Raw genomic sequence first — 19,750 nt, 5'->3', positions numbered from 1 at the left:
TTCTACACCCGTTTACGAACTACATGGAAGCTGAATTTATCAGCTCGGAAATAATTTTTTGAATAGAGCACTACTTGATCATGATCATCATAATGCAATTGCTTTAACACTAAAAGAGCTGTCTCACGTCCACAATTTAAAATCGGTGAGGCTTGTTCATGATACCCAACTGGATCAATATAGGTTACAGCATAAGCTACATGAATTTTGCCAGATTGCTCAAGTGCAGAGAACAGTGAAACTTCTTTTTTTTCGACAAAGTCAGTAGGCAGGAAGCTTGCAGGTAGCCTGTCTATGCAGTATACTACTGGCTCACCATCCGCTGTTCTGACACGTTCAATCGTGAGTATTTTATCGTCGCCATCACTTTGGAAGCGTTTTAAATCTTCCTCAGAAGGCACATGCTCAGTCGCTTTTAAAAATCGCGAACCTGGCTCCATACCTGCTGCCTCGATCATAGAAGAAATACTAGATAAATGCTCGATGCCTGATGTAAACAACGGCTTCGGGTTGACAAAAGTCCCAACCCCATGTCGGCGCACAATCACATTTTCCTCTTCCAACAGTCGAAGTGCTTCTCTAAGTGTTGCTCGACTGACTCCTAGTGATTTCGATAATTCAAATTCTGAAGGCAGCTTTTCATTTTCTTTAAAAACGCCAGCCTCGATGTCAGATTTTAAACGATCGATTACTTGAAGATAGAGATGACGATGATCTGCTTTAATAGTCACATATATCACCACCAAAATCAGAGATCAGACATCTGATGTACAACATTCCTACTAATCGTTCATAAATATAACATTTTTGCAGAATGAAATAAACAGTTTTGAGTAAAATCTGTTATAGAATTCATTCTTTCTTTATTTTATCTGCAAATTTTTGGACAAAAATACAAATGCTCCCACCATTTTCGTCTTCATTTTTTGCTTAGTTATCGTATTGGTGAACAAGTACTTGGCGAGGTTTACTACCCTCTGAAGGCCCAACAATACCGCGTTGCTCCATCTGATCAACAATACGTGCAGCTCTTGAATAACCGATACGGAAGCGACGTTGAAGCATAGAGACAGATGCTGTTTGCATATTGACAACTAATTGGACTGCTTCATCATACAAATCATCCGTTTCCTCTAAAATGGTCTCTTCTTCAGTAGGAATCATCTCCTCCTGATACTGAGCTTTTTGCTGTTCTATAACAAAATGAACGACTGCCTCCACTTCTTGATCTGATAAAAAGGCACCCTGCACCCTTTTTGGTTTAGAAGCTCCAGCAGGTAAAAATAACATATCGCCTCGTCCTAATAATCGTTCAGCTCCACCCATGTCTAAAATTGTTCTTGAGTCAATCGCGGAAGAAACTGCAAAAGCAATTCTGGATGGAATATTTGCTTTAATGACACCTGTTAAAACATCTACACTTGGTCGTTGTGTGGCAATAATCAAATGAATGCCAGCTGCCCTTGCCATTTGCGCTAAACGTGTAATCGAATCCTCTACATCACTTGATGCGACCATCATCAAATCCGCTAACTCATCTACAATAACCACAATATAAGGTAGCTTTGGATGCTTTTCCTCTGTTTGATCATTAACCTTTTGGACATGTGCATTATAGCCCTCAATATTTCTTGTACCTGTATGAGAAAACAAATCATAGCGACGTTCCATTTCAGATACCACTTTTTTCAGTGCTTGCGAAGCTTTACGGGCATCCGTTACGACAGGCGCTAATAAATGTGGAATCCCATTATAAACGTTTAATTCAACCATTTTTGGGTCTATCATCATGAGCTTCACTTCATGCGGTTTTGTACGCATTAGTATGGATACAACAATGCCATTTATGCAAACACTTTTCCCACTACCTGTAGAACCAGCTACAAGTAAATGTGGCATTTTATTGAGCTCTGCTAATACAGCTTGTCCTGTAATATCTCGACCAAATGCTACTTGTAATAATGCTTCAGGCTTAGCACCATCTTTCGATTCTAATACCTCACGAAGTGTTACAATGGCTACCTCACTATTAGGTACTTCTATACCAATCGCAGATTTCCCAGGAATTGGCGCTTCCATACGAATATCTTTAGCTGCCAATGCTAATGCAAGATCATCTTGTAAATTGACAATTTTGCTTACTTTCACACCGATATCTGGTAAAATCTCGTATTTCGTAACAGCAGGACCTAAATGCACCTGTGTCACCTTTGCCTTTACGCCAAAACTTTGTAATGTCTGCTCAAGCTTTTTGGCATTTGCCTGAATCACTGAATATTCACCACTTTGATCATGTTGTGGAGGTAATTGTAATAAATTATATGATGGGAGCTGATAATCTGCATTTTCTACTGCATCTGTGCCCTGAATCTGGACATCATCCGATGCTTCTTCAAGTTCATTTTCCACCATGTGAGTTGTATCAATCACTTCTCTTTCTTGTGAAACATTCTGTGTAAAAGCAGAAATAATTGGTTCATGTGGTATTTCTTCTTCTTGTTCAGGCATATCTATAGATTGATTAACAGCTGCTACTTCATCCCCACTCTCTACTCTTGAACGACGATTATTTGGTTTTTTCGGTGTATTTTTTTTCTTATCACGATGCTTTTTTTTCCATTTTCCAAATATATCTGGCGTTTTTTCTGCTAAATAAGGCACTAATGCTTTACCAGTGACAAGAATTAAACCAATAAAGAAAATAACCCAAGCAACAACTTTTGCCCCCGAGGCTTCAAACAGCACATGAAGCCCACTAAATAGTAGGGCACCAATCATGCCACCCCCTAAAGCATTACTACGATGAATGATACCATCTGTATTAATCAAAATTCGCCATGATTCACGTAGCACAGAATCAGATAGTAGACCACCTGATTTGGATAGTTGTTCAAATAATATGCCATGACTAAAAATCGTTAAGCTCATAACAATGAGGAACATGCCAAGTATTAATCGATCCTTTATCCCAACTTTTTACGACCAATCATCATTAACAATGCAACAAATATAAGCATAAATGGAACAGCAAAATGTAAATTACCAAAAAGGAACATGGCGATTGTTTGTAGAATCCGCCCGATCATGCCGTATTCAAAAATCATAATGACTGCTAATGCAATTAAGAGCAACCCTAATATTTCGTACATAAGCGGATGCATTTCTTTTTTTCTGTTGTCGCTTTACTTTTAGTAACTTTTTTTCTCTTACTAACTGCCATCAAATTCACCTTCTTCTGCAATCCATTCTATATATGTAGCGAATCATCACATGTAGAACTTGAATATTTCAAAAAAAGGATTTTCCACCGCAATTGGGAGAAAATCCTTTATCATTTATTTTTTCCTCAAAGCATATACGATGAGCTTGTTCAATTAATATTCCATAATAATAGGAATAATCATTGGGCGACGTTTTGTTTTTGGAATAAATACGTATTTAGCGTATCTCTAATTTCTTGTTTTATGTTCGTCCATTCAAAGGTTTCTTTCCCAACGTACTTTTCAATCACATTCCTCGCAATGTCAGAAGCCTCAATCATTAATTCCTCTGATTCTCGTACATAGACAAAGCCTCGTGATAAAATTTCTGGCCCAGAGGCAATTTTCTTTTGTGCTCGATTTAATGTTACCACCACAATGAAAATACCATCCTGCGATAATAATTTACGGTCACGAAGGACAATATTACCTACATCGCCTACACCAATACCGTCAATTAAGACATTACCAGCTTGTACACGACCACTCATGCGCATTTTATTATTTTTATATTCTACGATATCCCCTTTATCAGCGATAAAAATTTGGGATTTTTGCATACCTAGCTGTTGTGCTAATTTAGAATGCGCAATTAGCATACGGTATTCTCCTTGTACGGGAATAAAGTACTTTGGTTGCATCAAGTTTAGCATCAGCTTTAAATCTTCTTGGCTACCATGTCCTGAAACATGGACATTTTTGCTAGAAGTCAAAATTTCAGCGCCTGCTTTTGACATAGAGTTCATTGTATTCGCCATTTGAACTTCCATGCCAGGAGAAGGTGTAAAGGTAATTAGTACCGTGTCACCTTGTTTAATTTTAATGTCACGATGGTGCTTACGGACAATTTTTTCTAAAGCATCGAGAGGTTCTCCTCTGTTGCCTGTTGCAATAATGATAATTTCATCATCTTGATATTTTTGCATTTCCGAGATCGGAATAATTGTATCTTCTTCGACTGTTAAATAACCAAGCTGTACGCCTAAATCAACTGCCTTTTCCAATGGTTTGCCCACAATTACAACCTTACGGAATGATTTCTGTGCTTGAGCAAATACTTGTTGAATTCGAATAAAATTCGATGCGTAAACAGCTACTAAAATACGACCTGGTGCTGAGTGGAATGTTTTTGATAATTGTTCTTCAATGACAATCTCTGATGTCGTATATCCTGGTCGCTCAGCTTCGCAAGACTCAGATAGTAAAATGAAAACGCCGTCTTCTCCTAGCTGTGCCATTTTTGCTAAATCAGGTTTAAATTTACCTGTCGCTGACTGATCGAATTTAAACTCTCCTGTATGAACAATCGCGCCTTCAGATGTATGGAACACTACCCCTAACGAATCGGGAATACTATGTGTTGTGTGGAAGAATGTTACATACGTTGAGTTAAAATTCATACGACTACGGTTTGTTACTTCAAAAAACTTCACTTGATGTGGTGCAGGTAATTCTTTTAAATGTTCCTTTGCTAATGCAATAGTTAATTTCGATCCGTACACAGGTGCCTTTATTTTTTGTAATACATAGGCAATAGAGCCAATTGCATCTTCATGACCATGTGTTAAGAAAATACCTTTCACACGTTCTTTATTTTCTTCTAAGTAAGTAATGTCAGGAATCACGATATCTATACCTAGCATTTCATCTTCTGGGAACATTAAGCCGCTATCCACCACAAATAGCTCTTCATCAATTTCTACTACGTACATGGCTTTCCCAATTTCGCCTACACCACCAAGAGGGATGATGCGGATTAATTCATTTTTCTTTTTTGTCAATTTATTTCCTCCTAAAAAATATCCCGAACAGCAACCACTTAACATTTATTATACGGTTTGCAAAGCTTTTGCACAAATTAAAAATACATGTTTCACGTAGGAAATAGATTTTCCTGCTATTTGCTTATTACTAGCAGATGGAAAACAAATATTGGCTATCCTGTATAAATAGAGCTAAATAAGTATTTGTAAGGACGAGGAGTTACAAATTTTGTACATACTTTTTATTTAAAAAATATAAAAAACGAGGCTGAAATGCTATCAGCCTCGCTCCTATTTATCTAAAACTTTTCGCTTTTTCTTGATACGTATCCCAAATTCGGTCAAAATTAGCTTTCTCTTCATCTGTCATTTCCATCATCGGCAAACGAACATTGAGTGTATCAAATCCTAATTTTGTCATCGCATATTTAATCGGTGAAGGGTTGGGCTGAGCGAACAGCGCACGTACTAAAGGTAATAAGGCTCGGTGAATTTGGGCTGCTAGCTTATGATTTCCTTCTTCAAACGCTTTAATCATTAATTGCATATCATTGCCTACCACATGGGCAGCTACAGAAATAACACCTGCTCCACCAATGGCCATTAGTGGGAGTGTTAAACCATCGTCCCCACTATACACTAAGAAATCATCAGCTGGATCAACATTCTCAATAACATCACCCATCTGATCTAAGTTACCGCTCGCTTCCTTAATCCAAGCAATATTAGGAATCTTGCTTAATGCAACAGAAGTTTCATAGGCAACATTGACCCCAGTACGCCCTGGAACATTATAAAGCATAACAGGGAGACTAGTTTGTTTAGCAATGGTTTCAAAGTGAGCATAAATCCCACGTTGATTTGGCTTATTATAGTAAGGAGCTACAAGCATAATGCCGTCTGCTCCATTTTCTTCTGCCTTATGTGTCATCGCGATAGAGTAAGCTGTTTCATTATCCCCAGTACCTGCAATAACTGGTACGCGACCTGCTACTTTCTCTACGGTAAAGCGTACAACTTCAATTTTCTCTTCTGTAGACATAGTTGGGTTTTCAGAAGTCGTACCACAAGCAACAATACAATCAGTACCATTGTCTATTAAATGATTAATAATACGTTCTAGTTCTGGATAATTAATCGTGCCATCATTTTTGAACGGCGTAATCATTGCCGTTCCAATTCGACCTAAATTCATCCTTACACCTCTCTTATAGTAAGTTATCCTCAAGCATTGCTTCTGCAATTTGGATAGAGTTTAATGCGGCGCCTTTTAATAAATTGTCAGAAACGATCCATAGATGGAACCCTTTGCTGTTGTCTAAATCTTGACGGATACGTCCTACAAAAGTAGCGTCTTCCCCTTCTGCATAAATAGGCATTGGGTAAGTTTGTGTTGCAATATCATCTTGTAATACCACACCTGGTGCGTTGCGTAATACTTCGAAAATCTCTTGGATTGACGCGTCTTTCTCTACCTCAATATAAACAGATTCAGAGTGACCTGAAACGACTGGCACACGAACACAAGTAGCAGCTACTTTTAGCTCTGGTGCATGCATGATTTTTTTCGTCTCATTAATCATTTTCATTTCTTCGTATGTAAATCCATTATCTGTGAATTTATCGATTTGTGGAATGACATTACGAGCAATTGGGTAATGACGTTTATCACTACCAGACGGTAAAATATTTGCTTCTACATCTTTACCTGCATCCCAGTTTTCGCTTTGTGCCTTTAATTCTTGGATCGCAGAAATCCCTGCACCTGATACTGCCTGATAAGTTGAAACAATTACTTTTGTTAAACCAAATGCATGACGAATTGGTTCAAGCGCAGCTACCATTTGAATTGTCGAGCAGTTTGGATTCGCAATAATTCCCTTATGCTTCGCTAAGTCGCCTCGATTCACTTCAGGCACGACAAGCGGTACCTCTGGATCCATACGAAAATGGCTCGTATTATCAATAACTACTGCACCACGCTTAGCTGCTTCTGGTGCAAGCACAGCTGATACTGAACCACCAGCTGAGAATAAAGCGACATTGACGCCTTCAAAAGCCTCAGGTGTCGCTTCTTCAATTGTATATGTTTCCCCATTAAATTCGATTGATTTTCCTGCTGAACGAGCAGAAGCTAGAAATTTAATATGTCCAATCGGAAATTTACGTTTAATCAACTGCTCCATCATTTTCGATCCTACTGCACCTGTTGCCCCAACAACCGCAACTGTTAACTGCTTTGTCATCTGTCATCTCTCCTTGAATACATGTTCCATAATGTGTGCTATTGTATCACAAAAATACTGAAAATTGTGTGTAATCTCTTATTTATTTGAAATATTGTATCAACAGCGGTTGTAATTGCTTTTTCTGCGTAATTGCTGCATGAACAGTATCCACCATTTGCTCAAAATCAGCAATTAAAGAATTTGGTTTGGAGTGAGGGGCATCCTGACCAAAGGGAATAAAATATATATTTTTAGCATTTAACAGCTTCATAATATTTATGCCATTTAAGCCTAGTGCATCGTTTGTGGAAATACCTAAAACTACAGGCGAACCATTACGCAAAGTTGCCTTTGCTGCCATTAACACAGGACTATCTGTTGCCGCATTAGCAAATTTACTTATACTATTCCCTGTCATGGGGGCTATGACCATTGCATCTAATGGATTGGATGGGCCAAATGGCTCTGCCTCTTTTATAGAAGAAATAACTTTTTCTCCTGTCAAAGCTTCTATTTTGGCAATCCACTCTTCACCTGTACCAAAGCGTGTAGCTGCATGTAAAACGGAATGGGTAATGATTGGAATAACTGTTGCTCCGACATCAATAAAATTTTGGATTTTAGGTACTACATCTTCATACGTACAATGAGAAGCAGTAATACCTAAGCCAATTCGTTTCCCCGTTAACAATTTTCTTCCTCCTCTATTGCCTTGCACAATATTGTAGCTGCATCATGTGCAAAGTATTTCCCAGGCAATGATGGCAATAGTACATACGTTTGTAATTGATCAGAATCTATATCTAAACATCCTGGCTCTGAAGCCAAGTCATATAAAACAGTTGGAACATGCTCTATAAAAGACTCTGTAATCCATTTAGCAGGAATTGTATTAATAAAAATGCCATCTGTAATAGACCATTGGCGATCATCTAAATTCGTGGCTTTATAACCATAAGCTTTTGCTTCACTCACTTGTACAACTGAACGTGCAACAATATGAACATTTGCACCCATCTTAACTAGTAAAGAGGCGAGCATTTTTGCGATGCGACCAAAACCTGCGATTGTGAAATTTTGTCCGTAAATACATTTTTGCTCGAGTCCGTAAAACGTGGCGATAAATCCCTCCGCTGTTAATCGAGCATTTTGCCAAATAAATGATTCTTGTTGTAAATAGCAAATAGATTCATTTTTCTCTAGTAATTGCTTCCAATGCATTGTTAATCGACCTGTATAAAATTTCACTTGTGATATACCATAGAGCTGCTCAACTTCTATTTTTAATGGAAGAATAGGTAATACGATTTTATTAGGCTGGAATTCTAAAACAAGTTTATTTAACTCTTCGTTCCATACGGTTGTTCTTTTATAAAATACTGTTCTCGATGGACTTCTTAGCATTGTAGCTAGTTCCTTTAATCGGGAGTCCTCACCGATAACAAGCCATTTTTCGTTTTCCAAAAGCTCACCTCACTGTAAATATTCTGACTGTACTGTAGATGTCTTATTAAATAAAATACGATCTTCACCAATTAAAATAATTTCGTGCCAAGGTATCATTTCACTAACTTTCATTTTCTTTTTTTGGAATGGTAGTTTATCTTTCACAATTTCAAAACCATGTATTTTTCCTGTTTGCACATCTAATAGGCATTCTGTATGTGCCAGGATGCCAAAATGTACGCCACCCTCAATTTGAATTAACTCCTTATCCACCATCTCAGATAGTAGCATGCCTCATCTCCCTCCTTGAGCCGTTACCTCAATATATGCGGACTTTTTGCAAATCGTGACCCCTACCTAAAGTACGAATATGTTGCATTTCCATCGCCTTCTGTATATAGTGTATATATACAGTTATAAGAGGTGATGATTTGTGCATATCCATTTAAGTAATGCGAGTGAAAAACCTATTTATGAGCAAATCACCATACAGCTCAAAGAGGCTATTTTAGCTAATAAATTACAGGCTGGTGATGCACTACCGTCTATCCGCGCTTTAGCAAAGGATTTAAAAATAAGTGTGATGACCACTAAACGTGCCTATGCTGATTTAGAGCGAGATGGTTTCATTGAAACTGTCGCTGGTAAAGGGAGCTTTGTCACAGAACGAAATCAAGACTTTCTACGTGAGGAGCTATTACGGCAGGTAGAGGGGCATTTGCAAAAGGCAGCAAAAATAGCGAAAACCGCTGGACTTTCTAGTGAAGAATTACAAGAACTACTATCTTTAATGTTAGAGGAGGATAAGTAATATGAATGCCATTGAAATTCATGATCTACATAAGGGCTTTGAAGGCTTTTTTCTTAAAGATATAAGTTTTTCCGTCCCTCAAGGCACGGTAATGGGTTTTGTTGGAGAAAACGGGGCTGGCAAATCAACAACGATAAAATGCATGCTGAATTTAATAAAAAAAGAATATGGCGAAATTTTGCTATTTGGCAAAGATCATGTCGAACACGAACTATCGATAAAAAACGACATCGGCGTTGTATTTGACGATTTACATGTACCAGAAACGCTAAATGCGACGCAACTCGACAAAATCATGAGAAAAGTATTTCAAACATGGGATTCAGACTATTATTTTGAAAGATTAGCTCAATTTAAGGTGCCAAAGAGGAAGAAGATAAAGGAACTATCACGAGGAATGAGGATGAAGCTATCAATTGCCTTAGCATTGGCACATCATCCAAAATTATTGATTTTAGATGAGCCAACAAGTGGATTAGACCCTATTATTCGGGATGAAATTCTGGATTTATTTTTAGCATTTATGCAGGATGAAACGCACAGCATTTTATTTTCTTCGCATATTACAAGCGATTTAGAAAAAATTGCTGACTATATTACGTTAATTCATAATGGTGAGATTTTATTGAGCGAGAGTAAAGATGCTCTATTATATGAATATGGTATTTTCAAAGGTAACAGTGAGGAAGTAAACGACTTGCCAGAGCATGCTATTCTAAGAACCCGTCCTGGTGCGTTTGGAATAGAAGCATTAGTTCTGAAAAATGAAGTAAATGAGGCTTTCAGACTTGAAAGGCCTTCTATAGAAGATATCATGCTATTTTTCGTGAAAGGTAGTGTTTAAATATGGTAGGACTTATCCTAAAAGATTTAATGACCATTCAACGACAAATGAAAGCACAAGCATTTGTTCTTATATTTCTTCTTATGATGGCGATTTTTATGCAGCAAAGCGCAATGCTTCTAGCTGTTATTGTTTTTATTGTTACGATACAAGCGATAACTGCGCTTAGCTACGATGAACAAAGTAAGTGGGATAAATACGCTAATACTTTACCAATTTCTAAAGCAGATATCGTTTTTAGTAAATATATACTTAGTGTGATGTTAATGATTTTCGGACTTGTTATGGCATTACCTATCCTATTTTTTATCAATTTTTTTACCAAAAACGACATCACTTCAGAATTTTTCCTAACGTTTAATTTGATCATAACATCGGCGCTCTGTTTATTAGCCGTATTACTACCTATCTATATTAAATTTGGCTCTATTAAAGGAAGAATAGTCCTCATTGCGTTTTGTTTTATCCCTGGCTTTTTAACGGGGATGTTTAAAGAATATATCCCTGATATGACTCAAACGTTTCTATATTTAAAGCAATACGTCTATTTAGCACCTTTGGGCGGGCTAATACTGCTCTGCCTCTCCTCTCTAGTTTCTACTGCTATTTATAAAAGAAAAGAGTTTTAGGAGGGATCTCATGCGAGCACTGTTGTTACAAAGAATTGTCGTACAAAAATGGACTATTCTTTTTACAATGACGATATGTTCACTTCTTCATTTTGTACATTTACCTTTTGTAGATAGTCCTTCTATCGGATTATTTGTTGTCGTTATTTCTGCCAACATCGTAGATAATTTATATAAAGGCGACCGTCAAGTAAAGTGGACAATGTATGTCAATACGCTACCTCTATCAAAGAAAACACAATTGCAATCCGATTTTTTATTTTGCTATGGCCTTATTGCATTGCTCTTTATTATCCTTGCGCCTATGTATTTCTCACAACCTGATGCATCTGAAAATTTTATCGAGCATCTTGCTATGTACTTTGCTTATATAAGTAGCGCCTCTTTCCTCATCTGTAGTCAATTTTATATTCAGCATCTTGATGAAACAGAGAGAATGCGAACGGTTAGAATGCTTACAGCTATTGTGCTTATCATTCTGCTAAATTTTGTTATTCATTATTATTTATCACTAGTAGCTGCAAATTTAATTATCTTATTCATACCAACACTGGTTAGTATCCTCATCACTTTTCTTGTGTTTCACAAATGTCTTTATTTATATTTGGCAAAGGAAATTTGCTAAAGCTAAATATTCATCAAAAAATAGGCTGCCTTATTTGGCAGCCTATTTTTAATCGTGTTGAATAGCAAAACAGTCAATCAAAAGGAAATGGATTTCATTGCAGGCTACTTGCTTTCCTATGAGCATGTGCAGAGCGGCTTCCTTCGCTACCTCTCCATTTAGAGAGGGTGACATGTCTCGCTATCCCCTTGAATCAAGTACCTTCCCTCGCCAGTTCATAAAGTGTTACCTTTTGGGTAAAGGTTTTCACTACTCATTTTATGGAGGGCTGTTGACTTATCCACATTGAAAATAAATGCCAATCTCCTATCTAATAATAGCTTGAACAAATGCTATCTTATTAAAATATCTTTATTCGCTAGGACCTATGATTGAGATAGCTGGTTCTGCTTTTAAAATTTTAGCAATCAGCCGATCCACTGACTCCATCGATACAGCATCTATCGATTTAAGAACCTCGTCTACTGTTCGATGCTTGCGATGGACAAGTTCACTTGTTCCATTTCGATTCATACGAGCTCCCGTCCCTTCTAATCCAAGGACAAAGCTTCCTTTAAGCTGCTCCTTCGCATTATCAAGCTCCTCCTCTGTCACACCACCCGCTACAATATCTAATAAAGTGGCATCAATTGTGTGCTGAAGCTGTGCTAATTGCTGTCGACTAGTACTACCATAAATCGTAAAAGCACCTACATCTGCATAACACGATTGATACGAGAAAATAGAATAGGCTAGCCCACGTTCTTCTCGTACTTCCTGAAACAATCGAGAACTCATATTGCCTCCAATTATATTGTTAAGCGCAATAAAGCTATACATATCTGGATCTTTTACACCAATTGCTGGATAGGAAATCGCGACATGTGCCTGCTCTGTATCGCGTATTTTTGTAATTTCCCCTGGATAAAATGAAGGATTTGTCAGGACAGGTGCCATAGCATGCGGTGAAGGTTGATAGTGACCAAATAAATCTTCAATCGTTTGCATAAGCTGAGATGAAACATTACCTGCAATAGAAATAACAACGGACTCTGGCCCATAATGTTTATCCATATATTGTCGTATAGCATCTGCTGTAAATGTCTTTAATGTAGCAGCCGTACCTAGTATTGGACGACCGAGTGCGTCATTCGGATACATGACACCCCACAGCTTCTCATGAACGTCATCATCAGGAGCATCTTCGCTCATTAAAATTTCTTCTAATACTACTTGTCGCTCTTTTTCTAATTCTTCTTCCGCAAAGGTAGAATTGAAAAACATATCTGCTAGTATTGTGACCGCAAGCTCCGCATGATGATCTAAAATCTTAGCATAGTAACATGTATTTTCTTTCGATGTGAAGGCATTTAGCTCTCCTCCGATTCGATCAAATTCTTCAGCAATTTGACGAGCTGAACGAGTTGTTGTGCCTTTAAACAACATATGCTCAATAAAATGTGTGATACCATTCTCTTCAGGTAGCTCATAGCGAGAGCCAGCGTTCACAAAGATACCTAATGCCACTGATCTTACATGATCAATTTGCTCTGATACAATTCGAACACCATTCTGACATGTATGTACTTGAACCAAACTATCTCCCCCAATTATAAAAATCCTCTACTTTTCTTCTTGCTACTATCGAAAAAGGCTGCGCAATTTACGCAGCCTTTTAACCAATATTATTTTTCTTGTTCAGCGCGCTCTTTTTCCTCTTGAATTACTACTTTGCGAGATAAATTCACACGACCTTGCTTGTCGATTTCAATCACTTTCACAAGTAATTGATCGCCAAGTTTTAAGACGTCCTCCACTTGCTTTGTTCGTTCCTCTTGAATTTCAGAAATGTGAAGCAAGCCATCTTTCCCTGGGAAGATTTCGCAAAAGGCGCCGAATTTTTCAATACGTTTCACTGTTGATAAGTAGTATTCCCCTACTTTTGCTTCACGTACAATATCTTCAATAATTTGTTTTGCACGTGCATTCATTGCTTCATCAGCAGAAGAAATATAGATTGTACCATCTTGCTCTGTATCAATCTTAACGCCCGTTTCTTCAATAATTTTATTAATTTGTTTACCACCTGGTCCAATTACATCGCGAATTTTATCAGGATTAATTTTTACAATAACAATTTTTGGTGCAAACGCAGATAATTGTTTACGTGGCTCTGGCAGTGTAGCAAGCATTGATTCTAGAATATGCATACGTCCAACTTTTGCTTGTGTCAGTGCTTCTTCTAAAATATTGCGAGATAAACCATCAATTTTAATGTCCATTTGTAGAGCTGTTACACCTTTAGCTGTACCAGCCACTTTAAAGTCCATATCGCCTAAATGGTCTTCCATTCCTTGAATATCCGTTAAAATAGAATAATGTTCACCTTTTTTAATAAGGCCCATTGCAATACCTGCAACTGGTGCTTTTAATGGGACACCTGCATCCATCATGGCTAATGTAGACGCACAAATAGAAGCTTGAGAAGTTGATCCGTTTGATTCAAGTACTTCTGATACACAACGAATTGTATAAGGGAAGACCGACTCATCAGGAATGACTGCTTCAAGTGCACGCTCACCTAACGCACCATGACCAATTTCACGACGACCTGGCCCACGAATTGGACCCGTTTCCCCTACAGAAAATTGTGGGAAGTTATAATGGTGCATAAAGCGTTTTGACTCTTCCACACCCAAACCGTCAATAATTTGTACATCACCAAGCGCACCTAATGTACAAATAGAAAGTGCTTGTGTTTGTCCACGTGTAAACAGACCTGAACCATGTGTACGTTGTAATAAGCCTGTTTCAGAAGAAAGTGGTCGGATTTCGTCGAGCTTACGACCATCTGGACGAATCTTATCTTCCGTGATTTGACGGCGTACTTCTTCTTTTACCATCTTGTCAAGAATTGTGTACACTTGTTTCATTGTTTCGTCATCTGCTTCTTGCTCTTCATAGGAAGCGATAACTCGCTCTTTAACAGCTTGGATTGCCTCATCACGAGCATGTTTCTCTGCCGTTTGAATTGCGTCATGCATATCAGTCTCACAAGCTGCTTTTATATCGGCTTGAATTGCTTCGTCAATTTCAAATAGTGTCACTGGTAACTTTTCTTTACCAACCTCTGCCACAATTTGCTCTTGGAAAGCAATGATTTTTTTGATTTCTTCATGACCGAACATAATCGCTTCTAACATGATTTCCTCTGGTACTTCAAGTGCTCCCGCTTCAACCATATTGATAGCATCTTTGTTCCCTGCTACAGACAAATGAATTGTTGAGCGATTCGATTGCTCTACTGTCGGGTTTACAATGAATTCCCCATCAATATAACCAACTTGTACACCTGCTATTGGCCCATCAAATGGAATATCAGAGATCGCTAATGCTAATGATGAACCAACCATTGCTGCCATTTCAGATGTACAGTCAGGATCATTTGACATAACCATAGAAATAACTTGTACTTCATTACGGAAACCATCCGGGAACATCGGACGAATCGGACGGTCGATTAAACGGCTTGCTAAAATCGCCTTTTCAGATGGACGTCCTTCACGCTTAATAAAGCCGCCAGGAATTTTACCTGCAGCATATAGACGCTCTTCATAGTTTACTGTTAATGGGAAGAAATCAAGTGGTTTAGGTGATTTTGACATTGTTGCTGTAGCAAGTACAGAAGTATCGCCATAGCGTACTAATGCGGCTCCGTTTGCTTGTTTTGCTAACTGTCCTACTTCAATTACAAGTGGACGGCCAGCCCATTCATAGGAATAGACTTTCTTTTCGTTCATTCAATGAACCCCTCTCTATTATAAAAACACTTACTTCGTCTGTATGTACTAATAGTAAGTGTACCAAAAATGCTTGTTCTATGCTAAATAATATTTCATGAAATAATCATACATTTAAATTCAGTTATTGCCAATTTATTTAAGATTTATTTCATTATTTTATTGAAAAAGCATTTTTGGTATATGGATTTTTTTATATTGATTCCTTCTTGACGAAAAGTAATGTATGTAAATGGAAATAACTGCTTCGCTAACATTAGTTTTTCAAATACAAGTTTAAACAATAGACTTATTATAACATGGAGCTTATCATACAACATCCTATAAGGTAAAAGAAAGTTGGATCATCTAGGAAAGTTAGTAAGTCAGGCAAATAATAGTCGGGATTTACATAGTGTTGAAAAGTAAAACCATCAATAGAATTTTTGTGAAATTTGCGTAAGTGAGTAAAGCTGGATCATCGGACCCCAGTGGAACGGAAATCACCCCCTCACCTTGCAAAAAGGGCTTTTCTGCTAGTGACATTTCTTTTTTCAACAACTTAAATACCCCACCCATATAATGGGCGGGGTATATTCAGACTAATGAGTAGTCTCCTAATATAAGATATGTAAAAAGTTTATTATGTAATTTTAACAGGTTGAACAACTTCTTTTTTCTTATTTCTCGCCATCTTTTCACCTATGATTGGCATAATGAAGCGGTCAAGCCCGAATTTCCCAGCATTGTAACCAGCAACGGCTATAAAGATTGCAAGTAAAATATCCCAAGGATTGCTAGATATAGTACCTGCCATTAGGAAGGCAAAATTCATGACCATACCAAAAAATGCAGCGTATGTCGTTAAGCATCCCAGAATTAATCCTAGCCCTACTAAAAATTCTCCCCAAGGCACGAGAATATTAATTAGCTCAGCATTTGGCAAAGCAAATGATTCAATAAACTTTACATACAGTGGGTAGGCGAGCTCTTCTCCACTTGTCACTGGATTTGCAATAGCATTGGCTAAAAAGCCAGATGCATCAAAGCCATTAAACAATTTTCCCCAACCTGCTGTAAGCCAATGCCAGCCTAAATAAACACGAATAACTGTTAAAATACCTGCAACAATATTATTCTCTCTTAATAATTGGTTAAACATCCTACTCACCCTTCTAAATGATTTAGTTTACATTTCACCAACTATTAACATAGAAAGTTTTCTAACCCATAGCCATCGTTTACTAGTATTCAATGATAGCATTTAGATTGTATGATTGACGCTTATGTACCAATTTTGAGCCTCTATCCTATAATTTGCTGGATTGTATTTCATGAAATATAATAGCAATCTAGCCTTCAATTTATCTACTTCAATTACACTTGCAAATGATGAACGCAATGACTATAAATGGGCTGTGAAATGTGATTAGAATATATCACCCTTTTATCAAGTATCAAATCATTTTTATCTATCGTTCATCGTAGTGTAAAAAAGTTATGGCTTATTGTTGAACAAAATTAACAAGATTATCTCAAAAAAAGACTGTAGACAAACATCAGTTTGTCTACAGTCTAATATAGGATTACTTTTGCTATTAATTAGCGACGTAAGCCTAAACGGTTGATTAATTCACGGTAACGTTGTACGTCTGTTTCACGAAGGTATTTTAATAAGTGACGACGACGACCTACCATTTTAAGAAGACCACGCTCAGAGTGGAAATCTTTTTTGTGAGTACGTAAGTGAGTATTTAGAGCATTGATTTCCTCTGTTAATACTGCAACTTGTACTTCTGGTGAACCAGTGTCACTTTCGTGAGTACGGTACTCTGCGATAATTTCGTTTTTACGTTCTTTTGTAATAGCCATTTGTATGGACCTCCTAAATTATAATTAATCCCCATTAGCACAGTAAACGTTGGAGTCATCGATATACCGAGCTAAGGTTAAGCATTTATGCACTTATGAATATTACCATAAATCACATAGTCAAGCAAGTAAAACGTCGACTTGGCTAATGTGACTACAGTAATGAAGTACTTCTTATAGCTGGTTAAAGTAACGGATTGCTTCTTGTTTATCCTTTTCAATTTGTGTTTTCAAGGCCTCAATACCATCGAATTTCCGTTCACTTCGTATACGTTTATACCATGCCACATGTACTTCTTCACCGTAGATATTTTTATCAAAGTTTAAAATATGGACTTCAATCGATAATTGCTTATCATTTGGATCTTTGAAAGTTGGCTTATAGCCCACGTTGCAAACACCATCATACCAGTTATTTTGTACAAGCAGACGAACAGCATAAACACCACTAGCTGGAATAAACGTTCCTTCTAATGCTTGGACATTTGCAGTAGGGAAACCAATAGTACGACCACGTTTATCACCATGGACAACAATCCCATTGATTTCAAACGGTCTCCCTAATAAAACTGTTGCTTCTTCCATATCGCCTTCTTGTAATAGCTTGCGTATACGGGTAGAGCTGATTTTCTCAACATCATCTGTTTTCTTCTCAACAATTGTAACGCCATAATCACCATTACTTAATAAACGCATATCTTCCATTGTTCCCTTACCAAATGCTCCAAACGAATAATCGAAGCCAGCTGTCACATGCTGAATATTTAATCCACGGATAAATGTATCAATAAATGCCGCTGGTGAAAGTTTGGCAAAATCTGAAGTGAAGTGGACAACGAATACCGTATCCACACCCTGTTCTTCAAACAGCTGTAATTTCTGTTGTAAGAGTGTAATATAAAAAACCTTTTCGTTACGTCCACCAAGGACTAATGAAGGATGTGGATCGAATGTCATCACTGCAGTTGGAATTTGTCGCTTGTCGCCCTCTTCCTTAGCTGCCTTGATAACTGCTTGATGCCCTCTATGTACACCATCGAAAAAGCCAAGAGCTAATGAATACGGCTGCATGCTTTCTCGTTGCTGTAATTGATGTGGGTATTTTAAATGAATGACCTCCATTGAAAAATCCTCCTACTCTATCGTCGGAAACATCTTATGTGGCTTCATCAAACCATCCTTTGTTGGGTGAGCTTGATAAACCGCAACTGCCTTTCCATTGATTCCATACACAATTTTATCATGACTATTTAATAATGCATCTGCTGGAAGCACTTGTCCATTGAAAATTTCTTTTTCATTGGCATTCGTAATCTCAATATATGGATAGTCTGCTAATGCATACTCCACAGGTAAAATGCAGGAAGCTACTTGCTCAGTCTCCATTAGCTCAGCAACCTGTGCTAACGTAAAACAATTATCCTGTGTAAAAGTACCAGAAGCAGTACGTACAAGCTCCTTCATATGTGCTGGATAGCCAAGAGCCTCACCAATTTGCACAGCTAGTGTTCGAATATATGTCCCTTTACTACAAGCGATGCGTACTGGAAATGTGATTTCTTGTCCCTCATAATGTGCTAGCTCATCAAGTAGCTCTAAATTATAAATTGTTACTTGGCGAGTTGGTCTTTCAACACTTTCACCTTTTCGCGCATATTCATAGAGGCGCTTCCATTAACTTTTACTGCTGAAAACATGGGTGGTGTTTGTTCAATAACTCCAGTCAATGAAGCTAAAACCTCTAACAACTGCTCACGAGAAAATTTTTTATCGTAAGATCTTCTTCAACGGTTTCACCTTCTGCATCCTCGGTTGTCGTGGTACGACCGATTGAAATGATTGCTTCATAGGTTTTCCCTGCGTCAGTTAAATATTCTGCTATTCGAGTTGCTTGGCCAATACAAATTGGTAGTACGCCCTCAACACCTGGATCCAGTGTACCTGTATGCCCAACTTTTTTTGTCCGCAAAATTTTGCGTAATTTAAAGACACAATCATGGCTTGTCATGCCTCTTTCTTTCCAAAGCGGTAAAATACCGTTCATATAGCTCCTCCCAAACTGCTTACTCTATCATTTATTTATTCATTGGCAATATAACTTTTTCCATGAAGCTAAAAAGTCTGCCTGCATAAACATGCATGTGGCAGACTTTTTTAGCTTATTCTTTGTGTAAATCTCTTAACAATGAATCAATACGGTTCCCATATTCAATCGATGAATCAAATTCAAAGATTAATTCTGGTGTACGTCGTAAACGAATGCGTGATCCGATTTCAGAGCGAATGAAGCCCGAAGCTTTTACTAAAGCTTTAAGCGTTTCCTCTCGTTCACGTTCGTTGCCTAAAGATGTAATATAGATTGTCGCTTGCTGTAAATCACCCGTTACTTCAACACCTGTAACAGTCACAAAACCAACACGCGGATCTTTTATTTTACGGCCAAGAATATCACCAAGCTCCTTTTTCATTTGCTCGGCAACACGGTTTGAACGTAGAGACATAATTTGTCACCTC

The 19,750-nt window shown here is 37.7% G+C and carries 18 protein-coding genes and 2 pseudogenes; 4 read left to right on the top strand and 16 right to left on the bottom strand.

Going from position 1 to position 19,750, the window contains the following annotated elements; genetic code table 11:
- Positions 1 to 2: 2 nt before the first annotated feature.
- The 9 genes and pseudogenes from LBYS11_RS05320 to LBYS11_RS05285 all read right to left on the bottom strand — a co-directional run bounded on the left by LBYS11_RS05320 (position 3) and on the right by LBYS11_RS05285 (position 8,988).
- Positions 3 to 731 carry a GntR family transcriptional regulator gene (locus LBYS11_RS05320; protein WP_048391539.1) on the bottom strand — a complete coding sequence of 243 codons (729 nt, stop codon included), beginning with the start codon at positions 729 to 731 and terminating at the stop codon, positions 3 to 5.
- A gap of 199 nt (positions 732 to 930) precedes the next feature.
- Positions 931 to 2,928 (bottom strand): FtsK/SpoIIIE family DNA translocase, encoded by a 1,998-nt coding sequence (locus LBYS11_RS05315; RefSeq protein WP_369823965.1) that lies wholly within the window; start codon positions 2,926 to 2,928, stop codon positions 931 to 933.
- Positions 2,929 to 2,963: 35 nt separating this feature from the next.
- Positions 2,964 to 3,149, bottom strand: coding sequence for a hypothetical protein (locus LBYS11_RS24110; protein WP_233732458.1), 186 nt, complete (start codon positions 3,147 to 3,149; stop codon positions 2,964 to 2,966).
- A 225-nt stretch (positions 3,150 to 3,374) separates the two neighbouring features.
- Positions 3,375 to 5,041: pseudogene (locus tag LBYS11_RS05310) on the bottom strand (ribonuclease J).
- 277 nt (positions 5,042 to 5,318) lie between these two features.
- Complete coding sequence (gene dapA / locus LBYS11_RS05305) at positions 5,319 to 6,218, bottom strand: 4-hydroxy-tetrahydrodipicolinate synthase (protein WP_048391545.1); 900 nt, start codon at positions 6,216 to 6,218, stop codon at positions 5,319 to 5,321.
- Positions 6,219 to 6,231: 13 nt separating this feature from the next.
- A complete protein-coding gene (locus LBYS11_RS05300) occupies positions 6,232 to 7,269 on the bottom strand; it encodes an aspartate-semialdehyde dehydrogenase (RefSeq protein ID WP_048391546.1) in 1,038 nt (345 codons plus the stop codon).
- Between the two features lie 82 nt (positions 7,270 to 7,351).
- Positions 7,352 to 7,942 (bottom strand): dipicolinate synthase subunit B, encoded by a 591-nt coding sequence (locus LBYS11_RS05295; RefSeq protein WP_004224962.1) that lies wholly within the window; start codon positions 7,940 to 7,942, stop codon positions 7,352 to 7,354.
- Complete coding sequence (locus tag LBYS11_RS05290; protein ID WP_004224963.1) at positions 7,936 to 8,715, bottom strand: NAD(P)-dependent oxidoreductase; 780 nt, start codon at positions 8,713 to 8,715, stop codon at positions 7,936 to 7,938. Before LBYS11_RS05290 ends, LBYS11_RS05295 begins: the two co-directional genes overlap by 7 nt.
- A 9-nt stretch (positions 8,716 to 8,724) precedes the next feature.
- Complete coding sequence (locus LBYS11_RS05285; RefSeq protein WP_004224966.1) at positions 8,725 to 8,988, bottom strand: YlmC/YmxH family sporulation protein; 264 nt, start codon at positions 8,986 to 8,988, stop codon at positions 8,725 to 8,727.
- Between the two features lie 142 nt (positions 8,989 to 9,130).
- Between LBYS11_RS05285 and LBYS11_RS05280 the strand changes: the two genes are divergently transcribed.
- From LBYS11_RS05280 to LBYS11_RS05265, 4 genes are read left to right on the top strand one after another with little or no spacing between them, the layout of a single operon-like run.
- Positions 9,131 to 9,508 (top strand): GntR family transcriptional regulator, encoded by a 378-nt coding sequence (locus LBYS11_RS05280; protein ID WP_004224968.1) that lies wholly within the window; start codon positions 9,131 to 9,133, stop codon positions 9,506 to 9,508.
- Position 9,509: 1 nt separating this feature from the next.
- Positions 9,510 to 10,352, top strand: a complete 843-nt coding sequence (locus LBYS11_RS05275) for an ABC transporter ATP-binding protein (RefSeq protein WP_004224974.1) — start codon at positions 9,510 to 9,512, stop codon at positions 10,350 to 10,352.
- A gap of 2 nt (positions 10,353 to 10,354) precedes the next feature.
- A complete protein-coding gene (locus tag LBYS11_RS05270; protein ID WP_103117595.1) occupies positions 10,355 to 10,981 on the top strand; it encodes an ABC-2 transporter permease in 627 nt (208 codons plus the stop codon).
- Between the two features lie 10 nt (positions 10,982 to 10,991).
- Positions 10,992 to 11,606: an ABC-2 transporter permease gene (locus LBYS11_RS05265; RefSeq protein WP_103117594.1), complete on the top strand. Its 615-nt coding sequence runs from the start codon at positions 10,992 to 10,994 to the stop codon at positions 11,604 to 11,606.
- Positions 11,607 to 11,957: 351 nt separating this feature from the next.
- On the opposite strand, the gene LBYS11_RS05260 is transcribed toward LBYS11_RS05265, so the two are convergent.
- The 7 genes and pseudogenes from LBYS11_RS05260 to rbfA all read right to left on the bottom strand — a co-directional run bounded on the left by LBYS11_RS05260 (position 11,958) and on the right by rbfA (position 19,737).
- Complete coding sequence (locus LBYS11_RS05260) at positions 11,958 to 13,181, bottom strand: M16 family metallopeptidase (protein ID WP_054550531.1); 1,224 nt, start codon at positions 13,179 to 13,181, stop codon at positions 11,958 to 11,960.
- A gap of 89 nt (positions 13,182 to 13,270) precedes the next feature.
- On the bottom strand, positions 13,271 to 15,385 hold the full coding sequence (gene pnp, locus LBYS11_RS05255) for a polyribonucleotide nucleotidyltransferase (protein WP_048391556.1): 2,115 nt from the start codon (positions 15,383 to 15,385) through the stop codon (positions 13,271 to 13,273).
- Positions 15,386 to 16,007: 622 nt separating this feature from the next.
- Positions 16,008 to 16,526, bottom strand: coding sequence for a DoxX family protein (locus LBYS11_RS05250; RefSeq protein WP_048391558.1), 519 nt, complete (start codon positions 16,524 to 16,526; stop codon positions 16,008 to 16,010).
- 440 nt (positions 16,527 to 16,966) lie between these two features.
- Entirely contained in the window at positions 16,967 to 17,236 is a 270-nt protein-coding gene (gene rpsO, locus LBYS11_RS05245; RefSeq protein WP_004224992.1) for a 30S ribosomal protein S15, read from the bottom strand.
- Positions 17,237 to 17,410: 174 nt separating this feature from the next.
- Positions 17,411 to 18,358, bottom strand: coding sequence for a riboflavin biosynthesis protein RibF (gene ribF / locus LBYS11_RS05240; protein ID WP_103117593.1), 948 nt, complete (start codon positions 18,356 to 18,358; stop codon positions 17,411 to 17,413).
- A gap of 12 nt (positions 18,359 to 18,370) precedes the next feature.
- Positions 18,371 to 19,280, bottom strand: a pseudogene (gene truB, locus LBYS11_RS05235) (tRNA pseudouridine(55) synthase TruB).
- Between the two features lie 115 nt (positions 19,281 to 19,395).
- Positions 19,396 to 19,737, bottom strand: a complete 342-nt coding sequence (rbfA, locus tag LBYS11_RS05230; protein ID WP_004225003.1) for a 30S ribosome-binding factor RbfA — start codon at positions 19,735 to 19,737, stop codon at positions 19,396 to 19,398.
- Positions 19,738 to 19,750 lie beyond the last annotated feature (13 nt).

It is taken from the genome of Lysinibacillus sp. YS11, from assembly GCF_002896375.1.
Lineage (GTDB): Bacteria > Bacillota > Bacilli > Bacillales_A > Planococcaceae > Lysinibacillus > Lysinibacillus capsici.
This window is presented reverse-complemented; position numbering and strand designations above follow the sequence as displayed.

Coding starts and splice junctions, on each gene's coding strand:
- LBYS11_RS05315 (WP_369823965.1), bottom strand. CDS start 2,928: ATGAGCTTAACGATTTTTAGTCATGGCATATTATTTGAACAACTATCC.
- LBYS11_RS24110 (WP_233732458.1), bottom strand. CDS start 3,149: ATGTACGAAATATTAGGGTTGCTCTTAATTGCATTAGCAGTCATTATG.
- dapA (WP_048391545.1), bottom strand. CDS start 6,218: ATGAATTTAGGTCGAATTGGAACGGCAATGATTACGCCGTTCAAAAAT.
- LBYS11_RS05300 (WP_048391546.1), bottom strand. CDS start 7,269: ATGACAAAGCAGTTAACAGTTGCGGTTGTTGGGGCAACAGGTGCAGTA.
- LBYS11_RS05285 (WP_004224966.1), bottom strand. CDS start 8,988: ATGCTACTATCTGAGATGGTGGATAAGGAGTTAATTCAAATTGAGGGT.
- LBYS11_RS05275 (WP_004224974.1), top strand. CDS start 9,510: ATGAATGCCATTGAAATTCATGATCTACATAAGGGCTTTGAAGGCTTT.
- LBYS11_RS05270 (WP_103117595.1), top strand. CDS start 10,355: ATGGTAGGACTTATCCTAAAAGATTTAATGACCATTCAACGACAAATG.
- LBYS11_RS05265 (WP_103117594.1), top strand. CDS start 10,992: ATGCGAGCACTGTTGTTACAAAGAATTGTCGTACAAAAATGGACTATT.
- pnp (WP_048391556.1), bottom strand. CDS start 15,385: ATGAACGAAAAGAAAGTCTATTCCTATGAATGGGCTGGCCGTCCACTT.
- LBYS11_RS05250 (WP_048391558.1), bottom strand. CDS start 16,526: ATGTTTAACCAATTATTAAGAGAGAATAATATTGTTGCAGGTATTTTA.
- rpsO (WP_004224992.1), bottom strand. CDS start 17,236: ATGGCTATTACAAAAGAACGTAAAAACGAAATTATCGCAGAGTACCGT.
- ribF (WP_103117593.1), bottom strand. CDS start 18,358: ATGGAGGTCATTCATTTAAAATACCCACATCAATTACAGCAACGAGAA.
- rbfA (WP_004225003.1), bottom strand. CDS start 19,737: ATGTCTCTACGTTCAAACCGTGTTGCCGAGCAAATGAAAAAGGAGCTT.